Source organism: Curtobacterium uvaldense (genome assembly GCF_028307415.1).
Classification (GTDB): Bacteria; Actinomycetota; Actinomycetes; order Actinomycetales; family Microbacteriaceae; genus Curtobacterium.
In genome coordinates, this window is record NZ_JAQMHU010000001.1 from 303,179 (window position 1) to 325,683 (window position 22,505).

14 protein-coding genes are annotated in these 22,505 nt (G+C 73.1%); 10 read left to right on the forward strand and 4 right to left on the reverse strand.

The features are described 5' to 3' along the window. Positions 1-73 precede the first annotated feature (73 nt). Entirely contained in the window at positions 74-2,641 is a 2,568-nt protein-coding gene (locus tag PIJ49_RS01490) for a glycosyltransferase (RefSeq protein ID WP_209685191.1), read from the reverse strand. A gap of 118 nt (positions 2,642-2,759) precedes the next feature. Here PIJ49_RS01490 and PIJ49_RS01495 point away from each other — a divergent pair, with 118 nt between their 5' ends. From PIJ49_RS01495 to PIJ49_RS01510, 4 genes are all read left to right on the forward strand, one after another. After that, positions 2,760-3,791 carry a glycosyltransferase family 2 protein gene (locus PIJ49_RS01495; protein ID WP_209685193.1) on the forward strand — a complete coding sequence of 344 codons (1,032 nt, stop codon included), beginning with the start codon at positions 2,760-2,762 and terminating at the stop codon, positions 3,789-3,791. Positions 3,792-4,032: 241 nt separating this feature from the next. Further along, positions 4,033-6,120: a LasA N-terminal domain-containing protein gene (locus PIJ49_RS01500; RefSeq protein WP_251155557.1), complete on the forward strand. Its 2,088-nt coding sequence runs from the start codon at positions 4,033-4,035 to the stop codon at positions 6,118-6,120. Positions 6,121-6,302: 182 nt separating this feature from the next. After that, positions 6,303-7,673, forward strand: coding sequence for a hypothetical protein (locus PIJ49_RS01505; RefSeq protein WP_209685197.1), 1,371 nt, complete (start codon positions 6,303-6,305; stop codon positions 7,671-7,673). Positions 7,674-7,705: 32 nt separating this feature from the next. Next, the gene (locus PIJ49_RS01510) at positions 7,706-8,464 is read left to right on the forward strand and encodes a polyprenol monophosphomannose synthase (protein ID WP_209685199.1); all 759 of its coding nucleotides are present in this window, start codon (positions 7,706-7,708) and stop codon (positions 8,462-8,464) included. A gap of 99 nt (positions 8,465-8,563) precedes the next feature. On the opposite strand, the gene PIJ49_RS01515 is transcribed toward PIJ49_RS01510, so the two are convergent. Next, the gene (locus tag PIJ49_RS01515; protein ID WP_271825345.1) at positions 8,564-9,883 is read right to left on the reverse strand and encodes an O-antigen ligase family protein; all 1,320 of its coding nucleotides are present in this window, start codon (positions 9,881-9,883) and stop codon (positions 8,564-8,566) included. A 94-nt stretch (positions 9,884-9,977) separates the two neighbouring features. On the opposite strand from PIJ49_RS01515, the gene PIJ49_RS01520 reads away from it, so the two are divergent. After that, a complete protein-coding gene (locus PIJ49_RS01520) occupies positions 9,978-11,504 on the forward strand; it encodes a hypothetical protein (protein ID WP_271825346.1) in 1,527 nt (508 codons plus the stop codon). Positions 11,505-11,513: 9 nt separating this feature from the next. Here the strand turns inward: PIJ49_RS01520 and PIJ49_RS01525 are convergent, their stop codons facing one another. Further along, positions 11,514-12,890: an O-antigen ligase family protein gene (locus PIJ49_RS01525; protein WP_271825347.1), complete on the reverse strand. Its 1,377-nt coding sequence runs from the start codon at positions 12,888-12,890 to the stop codon at positions 11,514-11,516. A gap of 24 nt (positions 12,891-12,914) precedes the next feature. After that, on the reverse strand, positions 12,915-14,999 hold the full coding sequence (locus PIJ49_RS01530) for an acyltransferase family protein (RefSeq protein WP_209685202.1): 2,085 nt from the start codon (positions 14,997-14,999) through the stop codon (positions 12,915-12,917). Positions 15,000-15,101: 102 nt separating this feature from the next. Here PIJ49_RS01530 and manA point away from each other — a divergent pair, with 102 nt between their 5' ends. The 5 genes from manA (at position 15,102) to PIJ49_RS01555 (ending at position 22,289) form a co-directional block, all read left to right on the forward strand. Then, entirely contained in the window at positions 15,102-16,310 is a 1,209-nt protein-coding gene (gene manA / locus PIJ49_RS01535) for a mannose-6-phosphate isomerase, class I (protein ID WP_271825348.1), read from the forward strand. 54 nt (positions 16,311-16,364) lie between these two features. After that, positions 16,365-17,327, forward strand: a complete 963-nt coding sequence (galE, locus tag PIJ49_RS01540; RefSeq protein ID WP_066658396.1) for a UDP-glucose 4-epimerase GalE — start codon at positions 16,365-16,367, stop codon at positions 17,325-17,327. Positions 17,328-17,517: 190 nt separating this feature from the next. After that, a complete protein-coding gene (locus PIJ49_RS01545) occupies positions 17,518-17,856 on the forward strand; it encodes a WhiB family transcriptional regulator (protein ID WP_081985311.1) in 339 nt (112 codons plus the stop codon). A gap of 153 nt (positions 17,857-18,009) precedes the next feature. Continuing rightward, complete coding sequence (locus PIJ49_RS01550; protein WP_271825349.1) at positions 18,010-20,889, forward strand: glycosyltransferase family 2 protein; 2,880 nt, start codon at positions 18,010-18,012, stop codon at positions 20,887-20,889. After that, the gene (locus PIJ49_RS01555; protein WP_066654999.1) at positions 20,886-22,289 is read left to right on the forward strand and encodes a DUF5719 family protein; all 1,404 of its coding nucleotides are present in this window, start codon (positions 20,886-20,888) and stop codon (positions 22,287-22,289) included. The genes PIJ49_RS01550 and PIJ49_RS01555 overlap by 4 nt, the downstream gene beginning before the upstream one ends. Positions 22,290-22,505: the final 216 nt, after the last annotated feature.

The following is a 22,505-nucleotide window of genomic DNA, read 5'->3' on the forward strand; positions in this document are numbered from 1 at the left end:
GCACTGGGGGTGGGCGTGCACTGTGGCGACGGACAACTGTACCTCGCAGCCGTCCGCGCCCTCGGTGTGGACGTCAACGCCCGTTCTTGCTCTCGCGCATCAGCCGCACGCGGTCCTGGACCTTCGCCCGCAGGCCGGAGACGCCGTTCTGCCGCAGGTACCAGGTGGCCAGCCGGACGTCGCGGACGACGCCGTGGCGGCTGTTGGCGATCTCGTGGAACTCCATCTCCCGCTGACGCGCCGGGCTCAGCGCGACGCGCGGACGGCTGCCGGCCGTGACGGAGCCGGCCGGCACCGCGGCGTCGTGGGCGCGGTCCGCCGCCGGCTGCGGGTCCTTGCAGAACTCGACGAGCGGGGCGAGCGCGCGCTCCCACGTGAAGTCGTCGCGGACGCGACGGACCGCGTCCCGAGCGGCCTGGGCGGCCTCCGGGTCGTACAGCATCGACTCGAGGGCCGCTGCGAGTGCGTCCACGTCACGCTCCGTGACCGCGACGCCCATGCCCTCGGCTGCGACGAGGTCGCCGAAGCTGTCGCCGTCGGTCGTGACGATCGGCAGGTTCGCCCACATGTAGTCGAGGATGCGGGTGCGGAACGAGAAGGTCGTCTCGATGTGCGCGAAGTGCGTGCTCACGCCGGCGTCGGCCTCGAGCAGGTAGTTCTGCCGGTCGTCGAGCGCGACCCACTGCTCGTTGAAGAACACGTGCTTGCCCGTCAGGCCGAGCTCGTCGCTGATGCGGCGGGTCTCCGAGACGATGGCCATCTCGGGCACGTCCGGGTTCGGGTGCGCGACACCGAGGAAGAACAGGCGGATGTCGTCGTGGCGTTCGGCGACCTGCGCGATCGCGCGGACGAGCGACGGGGTGTCGAACCAGTTGTAGATGCCGCCGCCCCAGATGACGACCTTGTCGTCCTCGCCGATGCCGGGGGTGACACCACGGATGGCCTTGCGCTCGTGCTGCGGGGGCTTCGAGTCCATGCCGAACGGCGCGATGGCGATCAGCTTCTGCAGGTTGTCGTCCGCCAGGTAGTTGTCCGGGTTGACGCGGCCGACCGCCGCGAGCTGGCCGAGCCAGAACAGGCGCTGACGCTCGGAGGCGCACAGGAAGAAGTCCCCGCGCTCGAGCTGCGCGTTGATGACCTCGGTCGTGCTCGTCACCTGGTTGCGCCAGCCGACGTCGCCGTTGTCGCGGGCCTGCTCGAGCTGCTCGAGGTGCATCGGGTCGTACAGGTCGACGACCATGATCTTGTTCGACTGCTGCAGGGTCGTGAAGTGGTGCAGGGCGTAGCCCTGGAAGAAGATGACGTCCGCCCACTCCTCGTGCTCGCGCATGGAGCGCTCGTGCTGGAGCGGGACGCGGGCGACCTCGAAGGTGTCGGACTTGCGGTTCGCGACGTTCCAGGTGACCAGGCGCACGTCGTTGTCCGGGGCGAGGGCCTCGGCGATCTTCCACGCGCGCATCCCCGGACCGGCCATCTTCTCGCCCAGTGCGTCGCCCGTGATGACGAGGACCTTCGTGCGGTGCATCGGTGCCTCGACGTCGAAGGACTCGAGGATCGCGCGGTAGCCCTCGAGGAAGTAGCCGTCCTCGAACAGCGGCTTGAACGCATCGCCGAACAGCCGGAACACGTCCTTGTCGCTCCGCACGCGCTGCGACTGGATGCGTCGACGCTCCTCGGACAGGCGCGGCAGGTCGGCGACGAACTGGTCGAGTGCGAAGAACCCGGCGACGGTCTCCTTCGAGATCGGCGTCAGGGGGTCGAACTCGTCCGGGGCGCCCACGAACCGGCGGATGTCGAACTCCTGCGAGTCGCGACCGCTCTTGGCGACGGCACGGCGCGCCAGCAGCGCCAGGGCCGCGGGCAGGAACACACCGAGGTTCTCCTCGGACAGGTTCTTGTAGAGCAGGTGCAGGGCGTTCCGCTCGAGCAGGTACATCTCGCGGTGGTCGCCGAACGACTTCATCGAGCCGTGGTGCTTGTGGTAGACGACCGACCGCGGCGCGAACCGGACCCGGTAGCCGAGCAGGTTGAGCCGCCATCCCAGGTCCACGTCGTCGTAGAACATGAAGAGGCCGTCGTCGAAGCCGCCGACCTCGAGGAAGACGTCGCGACGGACGAACAGCGCCGACCCGGTGCCGAAGAGCAGGTCACGCGGCTCGTCGAAGCGGCCGTCGTCGAGCTCGGCGATGTGCGCCTTGTAGCCCATCCCGAACCAGCTGAGGCCGGACTCGACGAAGTCGATGGTGCGGCCCTCCCAGTCGAGGACCTTGCTCGCCACGGCGGCGACGCGCGGGCTCGGGGCGAAGCCGGCGATGCCCTCCTTCACCCAGGCCGGGTGCGGCTTCGCGTCGTTGTTGAGGAACGCGACCACGTCGCCGGTCGCCTCGCGCGCGCCGAGGTTGCTGCCGCCGGTGAAGCCGAGGTTCTCGGGGGAGACGATGATGCGGACGTTCGCCCGGTCGCCGAGCTCGGCGCGGAGGCGGGCCTCGCTGTCATCGCCGGAGCCGTTCTCGACCACGACGATCTCGAGCCGGTCGGCCGGCCAGTCCACCTCGCTGAGCCGCGCGATGCACTCGAGCGTGTCGTCCGTCCCGCGGAAGTTGATGACGACGACGGACACGCGGGGCGCGAAGGTGGACATGGGAGGGCTCCGTACGTCGGCTTGCAGTGGTGGCTCGCGGGCGGTGCCCGGAAAGCGGCACCACTATACCCGGGCACCGTCGGCGGACCGGGGCCGCACGGGCTGCGAGACTGGACACGTGGACGTCTCCGTGGTCATCGTCGACTGGCACCAGCCCGAGCTCACCCGGCGCGCGATCGACTCCGTGCGGTCGCAGCGGGTCGACGCCGAGGTCGAGGTGGTGCTCGTCGTCAACGAGGCCGACGACCGCACCGTCGCCGACTACCGCGCCGACCTGCCCGCGGTCGTCCTCGTCGCCGAGCCGACGAACGCGGGCTTCGCCGGCGGGGTCGCGCGGGGGATCGCGGCCGCCTCGGCGCCCGTCGTCGCGCTCCTCAACAACGACGCCGTCGCGGACCACGGCTTCCTCGCCCGCGGTCTCGCGGCCCTGGCCGCCGGTGGGGACCGCGTGGCCGCGGTCGCCGCGACGGTCGTGCTCGAGGGCGGGTTCGTCCCCGTCCCCGTCGGCGCCGCCCCGGGGCCGGACGACCTGGTGGGTGTGGACGGCCGACGGTGGCGTCGCGACGCCGACGGCCGCACGCTCGTCAACGGGACGGGGGTCGTGCTCGACCGCTCCGGCAACGGCCGCGACCGTGACTGGCTGCGGCCGCTGCAGGACGCACCGGAGACCGCACCGCTCTTCGGCTTCTCCGGCGGGGCGGTGTTCCTCCGCAGGGACGCCCTCGCCGACGTCGGGGGCTTCGACGAGTCCCTCTTCATGTACTACGAGGACCTCGACGTGTCGTGGCGGCTCCGGCTCGCCGGGTACGAGGTCCGCCACGCTCCGGACGCGGTCGTCACGCACCGGCACGCGGCGAGCTCCGGCAGCGACTCGCCCCTGGTCCGGTACCAGAGCATGCGGAACCGCCTGGCGGTCGTCCTGCGGAACGGCTCGCCGCCGATGGTGCGCCGGGTCGTGCTGCGGACGCTCGCGCGCGCCGCCCGGGACCTCCTCCGCCCCGCGGGTGGGCAGCTCACGCCGGCGCAGTGGGCGCGACTCGGCCGGGAGGCACCGGGTCTCGTCGCGCACGCCCGTCGCGCCCGCCGCGCGGACGGCACGGGCGCTGCGGCACGTCGTGCCGTCGAGTCGCTGCTCGACACCGGCACCTGAGGGTCGTCCCAGGAACGGGACCGGCCGGGGTGGAGCCGGTCACCCGCCGGAGCGGCGGGCGACCGGCGGCGGTGTGGCGCGCCTCCCGGACGGGGGCCGACGCGGGGGCTGTGTGATCACTGTGACGGAGGTACAGTTTCGTGACACGTGTGGTCTGGACCGTGGACAGGGTCGTTCCGGACCGCTCCCGGAGCACGTGCTCGCTCGCACCCGTCGTCCGCCCCTCAGGAAGGCCCCCGACGTGAAGAAGCTCCTCGCCATGGCTGCGAGCGTGCTGGCGGTCGCCAGCGTGCTCGTCGGTCTGCAGGTCTCCGGTCCGACCGCATCGCAGGAGCCCGCCTCGGCGCTCAGCGGGTCGTCGTTCCAGGCCGGCAACATCATCTCCGACGCCAACTTCTACGACGGCACGGCGATGACCGCCGACCAGGTGCAGGCCTTCCTGAACAGCCAGGTGTCGTCCTGCACGAACAGCAACTGCCTGCGCAACGGCCGGTTCTCGATGAACAGCCGCGGTGGGGACGCCATGTGCTCGGCCGTCACCGGCGGTTCGTCCCTCTCCACCGCGCAGATCGTCACCCGCGTCAGCGCGGCGTGCGGGATCAGCCCGAAGGTGCTCCTCGTCACGCTGCAGAAGGAGCAGAGCCTGGTCACGAACCGCGGTCCCTCCGCCGCGGTCCTCGAGCGGGCCATGGGCTACGCCTGCCCCGACAACGTCGGCGGCCGATGCGATCCCGCGTACGCCGGTGTCGGCAACCAGATGTACTGGTCCGCCTGGCAGTGGAAGCGGTACAGCAACCCGCCGGGGACGAGCAACTACTTCACCTGGTTCAACCCGGGTGCCACCCGCAACATCCAGTACAACGTGCCGGTCTCCTGCGGCACCAAGCCCGTGAACGTGCAGAACAAGGCCACGGCCGCGCTGTACTACTACACGCCGTACACCCCGAACACGGCCGCGCTGAACAACCTGTACGGCACCGGCGACGGCTGCTCGGCCTACGGCAACCGCAACTTCTGGCGCATGTACAGCGACTGGTTCGGCAGCCCGACCGGCAACGCGGCGCCCCCGGTCACCGCGCTCGGCAGCTTCGACGTCCTCACGGCCGGCTACAACTCGGTGACCGTCGAGGGCTGGGCGCTCGACCGGAACACCAGCGCGAGCACCCGGGTCGACGTCACCGTGGGCGGCACCGAGACGTCGACCACCGCGAACCGCGTCCGCAACGACGTCGGTGCCGCGTACCCGAAGCAGGGGCCGAACCACGGGTTCAAGCACACGACCGCGGCGCCCCCGGGCTCGCAGCAGGTCTGCGTCTGGGCGGTCAACGCCGACACCCGGGCTCGTGCCTCGCTCGGGTGCAAGACGGTGACCGTCGCCGACGGTTCCCCGTTCGGCTCGCTCGACCGGGCGTCGGCGGCGCCCGGCGGGGTCTCCGTGGCGGGGTGGGCGATCGACCCGGAGACGAAGTCGTCCATCGGCGTCACGATCCAGGCCGACGGCAAGACCGTGAAGCAGCTGTCCGGCGCGAAGGAGCGGACCGACGTCGGTCGCGCGTACCCGGGGTACGGATCCGCGCACGGCTTCGCCGCGACGGTGCCCGTCGGTGCCGGCAACCACCGCATCTGCGCGACGGGACTCAACGTCGGCGCGGGGTCGAACGCGACGGTGGGGTCGTGCACGACCGTGAACGTGCCGGGGTCCGTCCCGATCGGCTCCCTCGACTCCGTCACCGTCGGTGCGTCGTCGGTCTCCGTCGGGGGATGGGCGCTCGACGGCGACACGAAGGACTCGATCAAGGTCCGCGTCTACGTCGACGGTGACCGTCAGGAGTTCGTCGCGGACCGCACACGGACCGACGTGGAGCGGGTGTACCCCTCCTACGGTTCCGCCCACGGGTTCTCGGCCACCGTCGCAGCGACGAAGGGCACCCACGAGGTGTGCGTCCGGGCGCTGCACGTGAAGTCGGGCAAGAAGGACCCGGTCCTCGGGTGCAGGACGGTCACGGTCACCAGCCAGGCACCCGTCGGCAGCCTCGACGAGGTCACCGCGGTGAAGGGCGGCATCCGGGTCGGCGGATGGGCGTTCGACCCCGACGACGCCGCCGCGACGATCTCCGTCGACGTCTACGACGGGTCGAAGGGCGTCCGCACGACGGCCTCGAACAGCCGGCCGGACGTCGCCAGGGCCTACCCGGAGGCGGGCGCGGCGCACGGGTGGTCGGTGACGTTGACCGCCGCTGCCGGACGGCACACGATCTGCGCCTACGGCCTCGACACGGCGGGCCAGGGCAACACCGAGTACGGCTGCCGGACCGTGACCGTGCCCTGACCCACCCGGACGCAGCACGTCGGCCGCAGGACGCCGCCGCCCGACCCCGGGCGGCGGCGTCCTGCGTCCCGTCGGACGATCGGTCGTCGCGCCGTGTCCGCGCGGGGCGACCGCTGTGAGAGGATCGTCCGGTGGTCGGAACCAGCTCAGTCGGAGGACGCACCTCGAACGATGCGCCAGCAGTGCCGGCCATCCGCCGCCGGTCCGTGGGCGCCGCGGTGGTGCCGGTCGTCCTCTTCCTGGTCATCGCAGCCCTCGGCTGGCTGCGCCTGACACCCGAGGTCCGGAACACGCTGTGGGCCGAGGACGGCAAGGTCTTCCTCCAGGAGCAGTACCGACTCGGCTTCGCGGGAGCGCTCTTCCACGACTACGCGGGCTACCTCCACGTCGTCCCGCGGATCGTGATCGCGATCGCGAGCGAGATCGCCCCGATCGACCGGTTCGCGGTGACCGTCTCCGCGCTCTGCGTCGCCGTCACGGCAGCGGTCGGTGCCGCGGTCTGGGTCCTGACCGCGGGCGTGCTCCGGTCCGTCGTCGCCCGGCTCCTGCTCGCCCTCGTCCCGGTGCTCGTGCCGCTCGGGCCGGTCGAGATCCAGGCGAACGCCGCGAACCTGCACTGGTTCCTCATGTACCTCGTGCCCTTCGCCCTGCTCGCCCCGGTGCGCTCGTGGACGCGGGGCATCGTCCTCGGCGTGGCGACGCTGCTCGCCGGGCTCACCGAGATCCAGGTCGTCGTCTTCTTCCCGCTCTTCTTCCTGGGCATCCGCAACCGCCGTCGCTGGCCGGTGATCGCGGGCACGCTCGTCGGCGGTCTCGCCCAGGTCGCGACCACCCTCGCCCACCCGCGCGCAGCGCCGAACGTCGAGCACAACTCCGTCGGGGACATGCTGCTCGGGTACGCGGTGCAGCCCTTCGCGGGCTCTGCCACGTGGAGCATGTCGCGTGTCGGTGAGGTCATCGCGCACCACGGCACCTGGATCGTCGTCGCCCCGCTCGTGTTCGCCGCGCTCCTCGCCGCGCTCGCGTTCTGGGCCGGGGGATCGGCGCAGCGCTGGGTGCTCGGTTCGATGCTCTGGGGCTCGGCCGCCGTCTGGTTCGGTGCCGTCGCGCTGAACCCGAACGCGATGCTCGCCTTCGCGCACTTCGACACGGCGCAGTGGCTGGGCAACTGGACCTTCCGGTACTCGGCGGCCGGATCCATGTACGTCATCGCTGCGTTCGCCGTCATCGCGGACGTGGCGCTGAGCCGTGGCGTCCGCGTGCCCGGCGTCGTGCACCCGCACCCGCAGGATGCGCCCCGGCGCGCCCTCCCGTGGCTCGCGACGACCGCCGGTGCGCTCCTCGTGCTGGCCGTCGTCAGCTCCTTCGTTGCGAACTTCGAGATGCACGCGTCGAGCCGGCAGGGCGGCCCGTTCTGGGACCAGCAGGTCCAGACCTCGGAGACCGAGTGCGAGCTCGACCCGGACCGCGACGCCGCACTGCAGATCGCCCCCGGCCCGCAGTGGGCCGTGACGGTGCCGTGCGCCGTCATCGACCAGGACGCCGAGCGCTGACCGCGCCGGACCACCCCGACCGTGAGCAGGACATGACCCGCAACACCGAAGCCAAGCCCCTCGTGATCGTGCCGACCTACAACGAGGCCGAGAACATCAAGGACATCGCGGCACGGATCCTCGAGACCGTGCCCTCGGCAGGGCTCCTCGTGGTGGACGACGGCAGCCCGGACGGCACCGGCGACCTCGTCGAGGAGATGGCCCGGACCGACGAGCGGGTCCACCTGCTCCGTCGCTCCGGCAAGCTCGGTCTCGGGACGGCCTACGTCGCCGGGTTCCGCTGGGGTCTCGAGCACGGCTACGACCTGCTCGTCGAGATGGACGCCGACGGCTCGCACCCGGCCGACCGCCTGCCGGCGCTCATCGCCGCGGTCGCCGACGCGGACCCGTCGGACGACGTCCTGCTCGCCATCGGTTCGCGCTGGATGCGCGGTGGTTCGGTCGTGGACTGGCCGAAGCGTCGCGAGTTCCTGAGCCGTGGGGCCAACACCTACGCGCGCATCATGCTCGGCATCGACGTGCACGACATCACCGCCGGGTTCCGCGTCTACCGGGCGGACGCGATCGCGCGCATGGACCTCGGGTCGATCGACTCGAAGGGCTACTGCTTCCAGATCGACATGACCATCCGGACCCACGACCTCGGCGGGCGGATCGTCGAGGTGCCGATCCGGTTCCGTGACCGCATCCACGGTGTCTCGAAGATGAGCAAGGACATCATCGTCGAGGCGATGGTGCGGACGACGCAGTGGGGGCTCCAGCGCCGGTTCCGACCGCGTTCCCGACGCTAGGGACCTCGGCCCCGCGCAGCGCCGGCCACCGGCCGCGGGCTCGCCTGCGAGGGCAACGCGGTCGCCTGCGACGGCAGCACGGTCGGCAGCCGCGCACGCTCAGGGGTGCGGGCGTTCCTCGAGCCGGGGGAGCCGCACGCGCCACGACCGTCGGCGCGCCGCGACCACGAGCACCGTGACGAAGAGCATCAGGCCCGCGCCGTGCAGCAGGTAGCTCTCGGCCAGGCTCGTCACGCCCAGGAGCACGAGGACCGCCGCGGGCCAGACGTAGGCCACGCCGGGGAAGGTCGTCGCCGTCACCCACGACCGGGCGAAGGCGAGGAGTCCCGCTCCGAGGAGCAGCAGCATGCCGGCGAGGCCGACCTGCAGCCAGGCGTCGACGGCCGCGTCCAACCCGGACGTGAACCGGGCGCCGGACGGATCGATGAACGTGACGAACGGCACGACGGGCTCGCTCGGCCAGGTCCCCACCCAGCCCCAGCCCTGGATCGGCTTCTGCTCGATGAACGTGCGGATCTGCTCCCAGAGCTCGAGCCGTGTCGTCGTCCCACCGGCAGCTCCGATGCGGGGGAGCACCCGTGCGCGGGTCACGACGAGCACCACTCCCGCCGCCACGACCAGGGTGGCGAGGACGCCGTCGAGCAGCGGCCGGACCGAGGGCCGTGCGTGCCGCAGGGTCCAGAGGGCGAGCGCGGTCCCGGCGAGGGCGATCGTCGCGAGCCCGGTGATCGGCGACTGCACGAGCATGAGCGTCACGACCGCGCCGCCCATGGACGCGACGGCACGCCACCGGGCCACCGAGCGGGTGAGGAACTCCACGACGAACGTCACCAGGGCGGTCACCGCGATGAAGCCCATGAAGTTGCGCGTCCCGCCGATGCCCTGGATCGGACCGCCGAAGGCGATGTCACCGCGGATGCCCAACGCCGGGATCGGCAGGTCGAGCACGAGCCCCGACAGCACCTCGAGCCCGAGAGACACGACCAGCAGGATGCGGAAGGCGTCGCCGCACGCCCGGATGACCTGGACGAGGTCGCGACCGAGCGCGAGGTACAGTCCGAGTCCGACGAACCCGACGGTGGCGGTGAGCCCGCGCAGGGCGACCCAGGAGTACTCGCTCCACAGCACGCTCAGCGCGCAGTACCCGACGAAGACGAGCAGTGACAGCGGCAGGACGCCGTGCCACTCGATCCGGTAGCGCTGCCCGAGCAGGCTGAGCCCGGCGAGCACGGCGAGGGTCACGAGCACCGACCAGGTGCCGGCAGGACCCACCAGGACGCGGACGGTCGGCTCGCCGAACGCGAAGAGCACGATGGTCGTCGCGAGTGCCTGGCTGAACCGACCGCCGGCGGAGAATCCGATCCAGGCGGACAGGTACCGGCGCGCGCGGATGCGTCGCGTCGTCCCGCCGTCCGTCATCCGTCCAGTCTGACGTACTCGGCCGCACGGGACCTGCGCCGTACCGGAGCGTCGATATCGCGGATCGTCGATCGCTCGCTAGCGTCGGACCCCGATGACATCGACGAGGGACCGGCTCCGACGCTCGGGCGCGGCCGTCGGGGTGGGGCTGCTGGCGGCGCTCGCGGCGTGGGTCCGACTCGGACCCGTCGCGCGCGGGACCGCCTGGGCCGAGGACGCCGGGCTCTTCTTCCGCGAGCACCTCGCCCTCGGAGCAGCCGCGAGCGTCGTCGAGCCGTACGCGGGGTACCTGCACGTCGTCCCGCGACTCGTCGTCGACGTCGGGTTCGCGCTGCCGATCGCCTGGTACGCCCTCACGGTGACGACGCTCTGCTGCGTCCTGACCGGAGCTGCGTGCGCCGGCGTCTTCGTCCTCGCCGCGGACGCCGTGCCGTCGCCGGTGCTCCGCGTCGTGCTGGCCGCGGTGCCGGTCCTGCTGCCCACGGCACCGTGGGAGGTGCTGGGCAACGCTGCGAACCTGCACACCACCGCCCTCCTGCTCGCGCCGTGGGTGTTCGCGCAGCGTGCCCGGACCCGGACCGGGGCGGTGACGCTCGCCCTGGTCGCCGTGCTCGTCCTCACCACCGAGGTCCAGGCGCTGCTCTTCCTGCCGCTGCTCCTGCTCGCCTGGGTGCCGGGACGCGACCGAGCCCGGGCGACCGGAGCGTCCGCCGGACGCGCCGACGCGGCGTCCGCTGCGGTGCCCCCCGCATCGTTCGCGGTGCCCTCCCGCCGTGCGCGCGTCCTCCGCGCGCTGCCCGTCACCGTCGCGGCCCTCGGCGCTGGGGCCGCGCAGGTCGTGACGGCCCTCACCACCGACCGGGACTCGCCGCGGGGCGACCCCTCGGTCCGCGACGTCGCCTCGGGGTACCTGCTGCAGACCGTCGGCGGCCTGTGGCGAGCGGACCTGGCAGCGGTCGGCCGCGCGGTCGTGGCCTCGGGCTGGTGGGTGGTCGGGGTCCCCGCTGCGGTGCTCGTCGCGATCGTCGTCACGGCGGTCGTCGTCGGGCTGCGGGAGCGACGCCGTCGTGCGGTGCTGCTGGCGTCTGCCCTCGCCGTGGGGTCGGTCGTGGTGTGGTCGGCGGCACTGCTGGCCAACGCCTCGGCGAACGGACGGTGGTCCCGGTCCGACCCCGGCGCGCTGCTCGACGCGACACCCTCGCGCTACGCGGCCGCGGCCGGCATGCTGCTGAGCGCAGCGCTGGTGGTGTCGGCGTCGGTGCTCGTCGGACACGTGCTGCGGTCGGGCGCCCTGCACGCCACGGGCACGGACGCGGGCACGGACGCGGGCACGGGCACGGGCACGGGCACGGACGCGACGGTCGTCGGTGGGCACCGGTCGGTCCGGGTGGTCCGCCGCGTCCTCGGGTGGACGGTCGTCGCGGTCCTCGTGGCCACCTGGGTCGCCGCCTTCCCCGGTACGGCGCAGCGCGCGACGGGGCCGGAGTGGTACCCGCAGGTGGTCGCCGCCGAGGCACGGTGCCGACAGGACCCTGCCGGGACGGTGATGATCGGGGCGCTGCCGTGGGAGGCACGGGTGCCCTGCGTGCTGGTGCTCGGCACCGGTGCCACCGGGCGGTGACGCCGCCCCTCAGCCCGACGTGGCGCGGAAGGCGCGTTGCGCGAGGGGAGTGCGCGGCCCGTCCCCGGTCGACGGCGGTTCCTCGTTCACGAGCACGATCCGCGTCTTGATCGCGACGAGGGCGAACAGCACCCAGTTCCCCTGGTAGAGCAGGCGCGACTCCGCGAGCGCCTGCACGAGCAGTGCGACCACGACGAGCAGCGGGAAGAGCGAGACCGGATCGAACGGCCGCTGCACGAGCCCGGGACCGTAGGACTCCCGCACGGCCCCCGACCACGACCTGCCGAAGGTGGTCAGGACGTACACGAGGAAGAGCGCCAGACCGACCAGGCCGGTCTGCATCCACACGTCGAGCGCCGCATCGTGCGCCTGGAGGTACTGGACGCCGTTCCGCGGCGCGAGTTCGGCGAGCATCGGGATGTTCGGCCACCAGTAGCCGATCCACCCCCAGCCGAGCACCGGGTGCTGCTCCGCCAGACCCACGACCGCGGTCCAGATCGTGCCCCGGCCCGTCAGGTCGGACGAACGGCCGAGCAGCGCCAGCAACGGAACGCGCGCGGCGACGGCGGCGACGACCAGGACGACCAGGCCGGCGACCACCGCGAGCACACGCGGTCCCCGGCGCCCGCTCGGGACGCGTCGGATCCACAGGGCGACCAGGAGGGCAACGACCACCGCGACCACGGCCAGGAACACCGTCGAGGACCGGGTGAGCAGCAGGGTGGCGGCCGCCACGACCAGCCACGCGACCGCCCGGCCCCGGCGCATCCGGCCGTCGACGAGCTGCACCGCGACGGCGATCGCCGCGAGCAGGGCGACCATCGCCAGCAGGTTGGCGTTGCCCGGCAGACCCTGGATGCGTCCGCCGGTGAACAGCTCGGCGCGCGAGAAGTAGAAGGCGTCCGGGATGTCCCGGTCGCCGTAGTCGGTCCAGATCGGCGCGATGGGGTGCCGCACGACGACGGCCACCACGGCCTCGAAGACCAGGGAGAGGCCGACGACCCAGCGGAACGCGGTGCTCGCGGCGTCGAGGATCTGGCGCCAGGAGAGCGTCGACGCGATCGCGAAGGCGACCAGCGCGCAGACCACCTGCGCCACGATGCTCGCGAGCGTCGCCGGTCGCCAGTGCGACCACGCGACCGACACCAGGCACCAGGCGAGGAAGAACCAGAGCGCGCGGGGCGTCCGGGTCAGCGGCGGTCGCGCACGCACCACGACGCTGATGCCCCAGGCGGCCTCGATCGCCCAGATCGTCGCGGCGCCGTACCACGTCGTCGTGTTCGGGACCGCGTCACCGGCGAACATCGTCAACAGGACGGTCACGGCGAGGGCGAACGCCTCACGCTCGGACACGGTCCCGCGGGCGATCGGCCAGGTGTTCGTCACGGGAGACAGGCTAGCGCCCCCGGTTCAGCGCTCGAGCGACGCGAGCGTCGAGCTGAGCCGGTCGCCGAGTGCCGGGGCGAGCGTCGTCGCGAACGTCGCCGTCAGGTGCGTCGGGTCGCGGTGCGTCACGACCCCGCCGATCACCGCGGGGCACGTGGTCCGGTCGCAGTACCAGTCCGTCATGTCGACGTACCGGGCACGGTCCCCGATCGCCGCAACGGCCTGCTCGCTGCCGTCGAAGGCCGCCAGGGCCTGGTCGCGCGGGAGGTCGCAGGCCCCGGTGGTCGGGCCCTGCATCTGCGCGAGGCACGCGATGACGTCGTCGCGCGCGGTCGGGTTGTCGCGGATCGCGATCACCGGGACGCCCGCGTCCGTCGCCGCCCGCCACGCGCCGACGAGACCGTCGACCACGGTCGCGTCGTTGCTGCTGCCGTCGGGGACGATGACCGGGCTCTTGGTCGCCGCGTGCGTCACCACGACGGCGTCGAGCTCGTCGTCGTGCTGCCGGACCCAGTCCACGGCGTTCTGCTTCCAGCCCTGGCAGCTGTCGGTGTAGCCCTGCGTGGGGGCCTGCTGCACGGCCGTCGTGAAGTAGCAGCCGATGTGCCCGGCGACGTCGATGCGCCAGTGTTCCCGCTCGGCGATCGCGCGGTAGGCCGTCATCAGGGCGTTGTTGTGCGAGTCACCGACGGCGAGCAGGTGCTTCCGGTACCCGGTCCTCGGTCCCAGCGCGCAGACGTTGAAGTCGGCCGTCGTGTTCGACCAGCAGTCGCCCGAGTTCGCGTCGTCGTGCTGGGCGGCGGCCGGGGCGGGCACCCGGACGTCGGCGAGGCGCGGGTTGACGCACGGGTCGTCCGAGCCGATGCGCGCGGCCGCGCCGAAGCAGTCGACGTCCCCGCGCGTCAGGCGCTCGGCGAACGCGGCCGCCTGCACCTGCTGGACCTGCACCGCGGCCAGCGTGCCGACGCCGAGCGCGACGACCGCCACCGACGCGACCACGCCGAGCACGGCGACGCGTCGCGGACGGACACGTGCGGAACGGACCCGAGCGCGCAGCGGCTCCTCGACGAGCAGCGTGGACGCCGCGGCGAGGACCAGTGCCCCGACCAGGACCGCCACCTTGCTCGTGGTGCCGAGCGGGTGGCCGAGCACGATCGGCAGCAGGACGACGGCGGGCCAGTGCCACAGGTAGACCGCGTACGACGTCCGGCCGACGAACGCGACCGGCGGGGTCCGGCCGACGACGTCGAGGCCGCTGCGGGCACCGAGGGCGACCACGAGCGCGGCCGACACGACGGGCAGGAGCGCCGCGGTGCCGGGGTAGGGGGTCGTCGGCGTGATCACGAGGACCGACGCGACCAGGCCCGCGACGCCCAGCCACGTGCCTCCCGTCCGGACCGCACGCGACCGACGCGAACGGGCGACGGCGAGCGGGACCGTCGCGACCAACCCGCCGAGCGCGAACTCCCACGCGCGCGTGGCGGTCGAGAAGTAGGCGATGCCGGGCGCGGTCTGCGTCTGCACTATCGACCACGCGAGGGAGAGGACCGCGACCGTGCCGAGCAGGAGGCGTGCCGTGAGGACGGGGTCCCGACGCCGCGCGCGGGCGAGCACGGCGCCGAGCAGCACGAGGAGCACCGGGAGTGCGATGTAGAACTGCTCCTCGACCGAGAGCGACCAGAAGTGCTGGAACGGCGACGGCCGGTTGTCGCTCGCCAGGTAGTCGACCGCGTCGGAGGCGAGCTGCCAGTTCTGCAGGTACACCGTCGACGCGATCAGCTCGCGCCCGTACTGCCCCCACAGCGAGCTCGGGACGAGCAGCAGCACCGCGGCGCCCGTGGCCAGGAGCGTCAGGAACGCGCCGGGCAGCAACCGCCCGGCACGTCGTGCCCAGAAGGCGCCGAGGCGGATGCGCCCCGTCGCGGCCTGTTCGCGCACGAGGTGGCCGGTGATGAGGAAGCCGGAGACGACGAAGAAGACGTCGACCCCGACGAAGCCGCCGGGCAGCCGGTTCGGCCACAGGTGGTACAGCACGACGGCCAGCACGGCGAAGGCGCGCAGGGCCTGCACGTCCCATCGGGTCGACTCGGGGCGGCGCGGCTCGGACATCGCGGGGAGTCTATGCGAGAGCGGTTCGTCGATGCCCCGGTCGGCTCCGGCACCACGGGCGGCGCCGAGCGGACGCCGGTCCCCGCCCGGTACGCTCGCGGCATGTTCCTCGGCATCACCAACACGCCACGCGACTACGCCTGGGGTTCCACCAGCGCGATCCCCGAACTCCTCGGCCGCACCGTCACCGGTGCACCGCAGGCGGAGCTCTGGCTCGGCGCGCACGCGGGGAGCCCCAGCGTCGTCGTGAACCCGGCGATGGTGGGCGGTGCCGACACCCTGCGCGACTGGATCGACGCCGAGCCCGAGGCCGCGCTCGGCCCGGACCGCAGCGGCCTGCCGTTCCTGCTGAAGCTCCTCGCGGCGGCGGCACCCCTGTCGCTCCAGGCGCACCCCACGCCCGAGCAGGCCCGCGAGGGCTTCGCGCGCGAGGAGGCCGCGGGGATCCCGCTGGACGACCCGGCGCGCAACTACAAGGACCCGTTCCCCAAGCCCGAGCTCGTCGTCGCCCTCAGTGACCGGTTCGAGGCGCTCAGCGGCTTCCGCCCGGTCGGTGACTCCGTGGCCGAGGTCGAGTCGCTCGACGGCGGGAGCGGACGGCTCGGACCGCTGCTCGCGCACCTCGCGCAGGGGCTCGAGGACACCGTGCGCTGGCTCGAGACCGCCGATGCGTCGGCGCTCGCCGTGGTGCAGGCGGCGTCCGACCTCGCCACCGCCCTGCCGGAGGACGACCGCACCCCGAACGCGCAGACGGTGGTCGACCTGGCCGCCGCGTACCCGGGCGATCCCGGCGTGGTCGTGTCGATGCTCATGCACCGCGTCACGCTCCGGACCGGCGAGGCGATGTACCTGCCCGCGGGCAACGTGCACGCCTACCTCGACGGGCTCGGCATCGAGCTCATGGCGCCGTCGGACAACGTGCTCCGTGGTGGCCTGACGGCGAAGCACGTCGACGTCCCGGAACTCCTGCGGGTGCTCGACTTCACCGCGTACCCGGCACCGGTGCTGACCCCGGAACGCCTCGACCAGGGCGTCGACCGGTTCGCTCCGGACGGGGTCGGGTTCGCGCTGGTCCGCGTCACCGGCGACGGTCGTCCGGTCGGCCTCGGCACCGGCGGTGTGGCACCGCTCTCCGGGCCGAGCATCGCGGTCTGCACCACGGGTGCCGTGACCCTCGTCGGCGCGCGGTCCGCGACCCTGCTCCGCCAGGGGGAGTCCTGCTACGTCACGCCGGACGAGGGCGACGTGACGGTCGAGGCCGACGCCGCGACCGGTCTGACGTCCACGGTCTTCATCGCGACCGGTGCGTGAACACGCAGCGGCCTGCGGCCCGGGGGGACGGTGCCGTCCGCTAGCGTGACGAGCATGAGTTGGCTGGTCACCGGCGGTGCCGGGTACATCGGGTCCCACGTCGTCCGCGCGCTGCGCGCCGCAGGGATCGACACCGTCGCGTTCGACGACCTGTCGAGCGGGTTCCGTGCCTTCGTGCCGGAGGACGTGCCGTTCGTCGAGGGGACGATCCTGGACGGCGACCTGCTGGCCAGCACCCTCCGTGCGCACGCGGTGACCGGCGTCGTGCACGTCGCCGGCTTCAAGTACGCCGGCGTCTCGGTCGAGCGGCCGCTGCACACCTACGAGCAGAACGTCACCGGTACCGCGACCCTGCTCCGGGCGATGGCGGAGAACGGCGTCACCAAGGCCGTGTTCTCGTCGAGCGCCGCGGTCTACGGCACACCCGACGTCGACGTCGTCGTCGAGGACACCCCGAAGGCACCGGAGTCGCCGTACGGCGAGTCCAAGCTCATCGGCGAGTGGCTGCTCCGGGACATGGAGGTCGCCGCCGGGTTCGCCACCACCTCGCTCCGCTACTTCAACGTCGTCGGGTCGGGGGAGCCGGACCTGTACGACGCCAGCCCCCACAACCTGTTCCCGCTCGTGTTCGAGGCGCTGCTCGCCGGCCGGGTGCCGCGCATCAACGGCGACGACTACGACACCCCGGACGGCACCTGCGTCCGCGACTACATCCACGTCGCCGACCTCGCGCACTCGCACGCCGTCGCGGCGCAGAAGCTCGAGGCGGGCGAGCAGCTCGAGCGCGCCTACAACCTCGGCAGCGGGGACGGCGTGAGCGTCCGGCAGATCATGGACGCCATGGCGTCGGGCACCGGGATCGCGTTCGAGCCCGAGGTCGCGCCCCGGCGTCCGGGTGACCCCGCCCGGATCGTCGCGACCGGCGAGGCCGCCGCGCGCGACCTCGACTGGGCGATGCGGCACTCGCTCGACGAGATGGTGTCCAGCGCCTGGGAGGCCCGTCGCCGCGTCGGCTGAGGCCCGGGCACGGCGGTCGGAGTGCGCAGTGTGTCCCCCGATCGCCGGACAGACGGCCTGCGACACGCCCGTACGGGGGACATGACACGCCGCAGCGGTCAGCACCTTCTATGATCCGCGACTTGACGGAACGGAATCACACCGCTGTAATTACAGGCAGCGGCTTCGGTCGTTGCAGGCCGTCGTCGACATGTCAGGGGTGATCAGGGTGAACGGTTCCGACTTCCACGCCGGCGTGCCGGAGGACTGGCACGTCGACCCGGTGTCGCTCGGTGTCCCCGGTGTCCGCCGTGCCGAGGGCGACGAGGAGAACCCGCTGTCGTGGCAGGTCGACTCGCTCTGCGCCCAGACCGACCCCGAGGCGTTCTTCCCCGAGAAGGGCGGCTCCACCCGCGAGGCGAAGAAGATCTGCGGGTCGTGCGAGGTCCGGTCGCAGTGCCTCGAGTACGCGCTCGAGAACGACGAGCGCTTCGGTATCTGGGGCGGCCTCTCCGAACGCGAGCGCCGGAAGCTCCGCCGCCGCGCCTGACGCACCCACCGCGCGCAGCGCGACGGGCGTCGGTCGGCCTGGAGGCGCCTCCCGCCTCCGCCACCCACCGTCCGTTGATGGTGCGCACAGGTTGACGGCGCGCCGTTCCCGCAGACCGGTCCCGCGCCTCCAGACCGTAGAGTGACGCGCGTCATGCAGCCCAGTCCCGCGCAGCCCCGGTCCGCCCAGCCCCGCGTCACCGCGGTCCTCGTGACCGCGAACGGCGGCGAGCACCTCGACCGGACCCTGGACGCCCTCGTCGCCCAGACCCGGCACCCCGACAACCTGGTCGTCGTCGACGTCGGTTCCACCGACGGGTCGACGGCCGAGCTCGCCCTGGGCGGGTCCGCCGGGCTCGTGCGCCTGCCCGCCGGGCGCCCCTTCGGCGAGGCCGTCGCGGCGGGGGAGCGCGAAGCGCCGACCGCCGACGGCGACGACGGGACCGACGCAGCGCCCGACGAGTGGCTGTGGCTGCTCGGACACGACAACGCTCCGGCACCGACCGCACTCGCCGAGATGCTCTCCGCGGTCGAGATCGCGCCGTCCGTCGTGGTCGCCGGGCCGAAGCTCGTCGACACGGACGACCCCGCACGGATCCGTGCGTTCGGGGAGAGCACGACGCGCGCCGGCCGATCGCTGGCCCTCGTGCAGGACGAGCTCGACCAGGGCCAGCACGACCGGCACACCGACGTGATGGGCGTGTCCGCCGCCGGCATGCTCGTGCGCCGCTCGGTCTGGCGCGAACTCCGCGGCTTCGACCCGGCGCTGCCGGACGTCGACGCCGCGCTCGACCTCTGCATCCGTGCGCGCCTCGCCGGACACCGCGTCGCCGTGGTGCCCGAGGCCCGCGTGACGAGTGCCGGACCGATCGAGGAGTTCGGCCGCAAGCGCGTCTCCGAGGGGCGGCGCGTGCGCCTGCACCGCCAGGCGCAACTGCACCGCCGGCTGACGTACGCCCCCGCCGGGCTGCTCTGGTTGCACTGGCTGCTGCTCGTGCCGACCGCGCTCGTCCGGGCCGTCGGCCACCTCGTCGCGAAGCACCCCGCCGCGGTCTCCGGTGAACTCGCCGCCGCCCTCGCCGTGGCCTTCGGTGGCGGCGTCCGACGGGCGCGGGCGAACGCCGCGCGGACCCGTCGGGTCGGGTGGGCTGCCGTCGAGCCCCTCCGTGTCAGCTGGCGCCGGGTGCACGAGCGACGGACCACCTCGCGCGACGTCGAACTCGCCCGGGTCGAGGACGCCCCGATCGCGCGGGCATCGTTCCTCGGCGACGGCGGCGTGTGGGTCGTGCTCGCGGCGGCCGCGCTCAGCGTGGTGACGCTGTACCCGCTGCTCGGCACCCCCGCGGTCACGGGCGGCGGACTCCTGCCGCTCAGCACCTCGATCGGGCGGCTGTGGCAGAACGTCGGCTACGGCTGGCACTCGGTCGGGACCGGCTCCACCGGCCCGAGCGACCCGTTCGCCGCCGTGCTCGCCGTGCTCGGCTCGATCACCGCCTGGTCGCCGTCGGCCTCGGTCGTGGTCGTGCTCCTGCTCTCGTTCCCGCTCGCCGCGCTCGGCGCCTGGTTCGTGGTCCGCAAGGTCACCACCCGCACCTGGGTGCCCGTCGTCGGTGCCGCGCTGTACACGATCACCCCGACGCTCGTCGGCGCCGTCACGACCGGACACCTCGGGGCCGTCATCGCGCACGTGCTGCTCCCGTGGCTGCTGCTGGCGGTGCTCGAGGCGCACCGCTCGTGGGCATGGGCGTCCGGCGCGTCGCTGCTCTTCGCGGTCGTCGCGGCCTCGGCGCCGTCGCTGCTGCCGGTCCTGCTGGTCGGGTGGGTCGTGTCCCTCGTCGTCGGCTGGCGGCGTGCGCACCGTCGGGTCTTCATCCCGGTCCCCGCCGCCGTGCTCTTCCTGCCGCTCGTCCTGGCGCAGGTCGCCCGCGGCAACCCGCTCGCCGTGTTCGCGGACCCGGGCGTCCCCTCCGCCACGCGCGCCCCCTCGGCGCTCCAGCTCGCGGTCGGGCAGCCGCTGCCGGACTGGAGCGGGTGGCTCCCCGCGACGACGCCCCTCGGGCTCGCGGCGTCGGTCCTGCCCGTCGCGATGGCCGTCCTCGCGCTGCCGGTCGTCATGCTCGCGGTCGGGGCGCTCCTCGGACACCGCTGGGCCGTCGCCGGTGCAGCGCTCGTCCTGGCGCTCCTCGGCTACGCGACGGCCTTCGGTGCGACCCACCTCACCGTCACCGGGGTCGGTTCGACCACGACGATCGTCTGGCCCGGCAGCGCCCTGTCCGTGACGGCGCTCGGCATCGTGCTCGCGGCGTCGATCGGCATCGACGTGCTGCCGCGGACCGCTCCGGTCACCGCACTCGTCGCGGCGGTGTTCGCCGGGGTCGCGGTCACCCCCGCCTTCGCCGCGTCCACCCTCGGTGACACGCTCCTGCAGCCGACCACCGGACGGGTCCTGAGCGCCTACGTGAACGCCGAGGCCCAGGCCAACCCGGACGTCGGCACGCTCGTGGTCGACCCGCAGACCGACGGCTCCCTCGCGGTGTCGCTCGAACGCGGCCAGGGCTCGACGCTCGACGACCAGACGACGCTCGACTCCACCGCGCTCCGCCTCAGCAGGTCGGGCGCGCAGCTGGCCACACTCGCCGGGAACCTCGCCAGCCGCAGCGGGTACGACCCCGAACCCGCGCTCCGCGAGCTCGGCATCTCGTTCGTGCTGCTCGACGACGCACCGGACGCCGACGCGGCGCAGCAGGTGCACGACCGTGCGGCCGGAGCGATCGGCCAGGACGCCCGGTTCACGAGCATCGGCGAGACCACCTCCGGCCGGCTCTTCCACTACGAGGGCGACGTCGACCGGGTGTCCACCGGTTCGGCCGCGACCCAGGCGACGCACGTGCTGTACCTGATCGTGCTCGGCGTGGTCTTCGGCGCAGCGGCCCTGCTCGCCGTCCCGACCGCACCGCGTCGCCGCCGTGCCACCTCGAACGTCATCGAGGCCGAGGAACCCGCCACCACCTTCGACGAGGAGCGCGACGAATGAGCACCGAGCACCGGTCCGTCCGACGGTGGGTCGTCCGCGGCACCGCGACCGCGGTCGCCGTGGTCGTCGCCGCCGGCGCCGTGACGGCCGCGCACGCGATCGGCACCGAGAGCACCGCGCTCCGCCCGGCCGGTCGACTCGTCACACCGGTGCCCGCCGACGCCGAGCGTGTGTGCGCCGGCAGCGCGCTGCGGCTCTCGGACGAGTCCGGGAACGACGCGACGACGGCCAGCACCGTCGGGTCGTCGGAGGTCGCGACCGGCACCACCGGCAGCACCGTCGACCGGTCGACCCTCGGCTCGTCGACCACCGGCGGCAGCGACCCCCAGCTCCTCACCGCGCCCGCCGGTGACAGCACGCCGCAGGTCGCCGGCAGCACCTCGCAGAGCGTGTCGTCGGGGGACCTCGTCGGCTTCGGCGCGGCGTCCTGCGACGACCCCGGCCAGTCGACCTGGCTGGTCGGCGGCTCCACCGAGACCGGCCGGACCAGCCTCATCACGCTGTCGAACCCGACGGACGTCAACGCCACCGTGGACCTCGACGTGTTCGACGCCTCCGGTACCGTGCAGGCGCCCGGGACCACCGGCATCGTGGTCGCACCGAACACGCAGAAGGTCGTGCCGCTGTCCGGTTTCGTCGCCGACCAGGGGTCGACGGTCGTGCACGTGACCTCGTCCGGCGGGCAGATCGTCGCGCACATGCAGGAGAGCATCGTGCGGACGCTGACCCCGGGCGGCTACGACGTCGTCTCCGGCGGCGCCGCACCGGCGCGGACGCAGGTGATCCCCGCGGTCGTGCTGAGCGGCGCCGAGGAGGCGCAGCGCGGGGACGACACCGAGGACGCCACCCCGGTGCTCCGCCTGTTCGTCCCCGGCGACCGCGCTGCACGCGTGACCGTCGGCATCACGACGGCGGACGGCGGCGGTTCGACGGTGAACGCGACCGCTGAGCCCGGGGTCGTCACCGACGTCGCCCTCGACGACTTCCCGGACGGGCGGTACTCGCTCACGGTGACGTCGACGGAGCCGCTCGTCGCGGGGGCCCGCACCACGAAGCCGACCGACGACGGTCGGACCGACCTCGGCTGGTTCGCGTCCGCGGAGCCCCTCGGCGACCGTGTCGTGACCGCGGTCGCGCCCGGCGGCGGGTCGCGGATGAACCTCGTCAACCCGACGCGGTCGGACGCGACGGTGACGATCACCTCGGGGGACCGTGAGCAGGAGGTGGACGTCGCCTCGGGCAGCACGGCCACCGTGCAGGTCCCCGTGTCGACGCAGCTCGAGCTCACCGGCGCCGAGGGGCTCGTCGCGGGCGTCAGCTACGACGCGGACGACGGCATCGCCGGCTTCCCGGTTCGGCCGGCGACGGAGGTCTCGACCCCGGTGCGCGTCTACCCCTGACGCCGGGGCCCGTCGGTCAGCGGTGGCGGTGCCCGTCCGGCGCGTCGTCCGTGTCGGTCACCGGTGGCGGTACCGGTCGAGTGCCGGGTCCGGCCGTGGGTGCTGGTCCGTGTCGGTCACCGGTGGCGGTACCGGTCGGGTGCCGGGTCCGGCCGTGGGTGCTGGTCCGTGTCGGTCACCGGTGGCGGTACCGGTCGGGTGCCGGGTCCGGCCGTG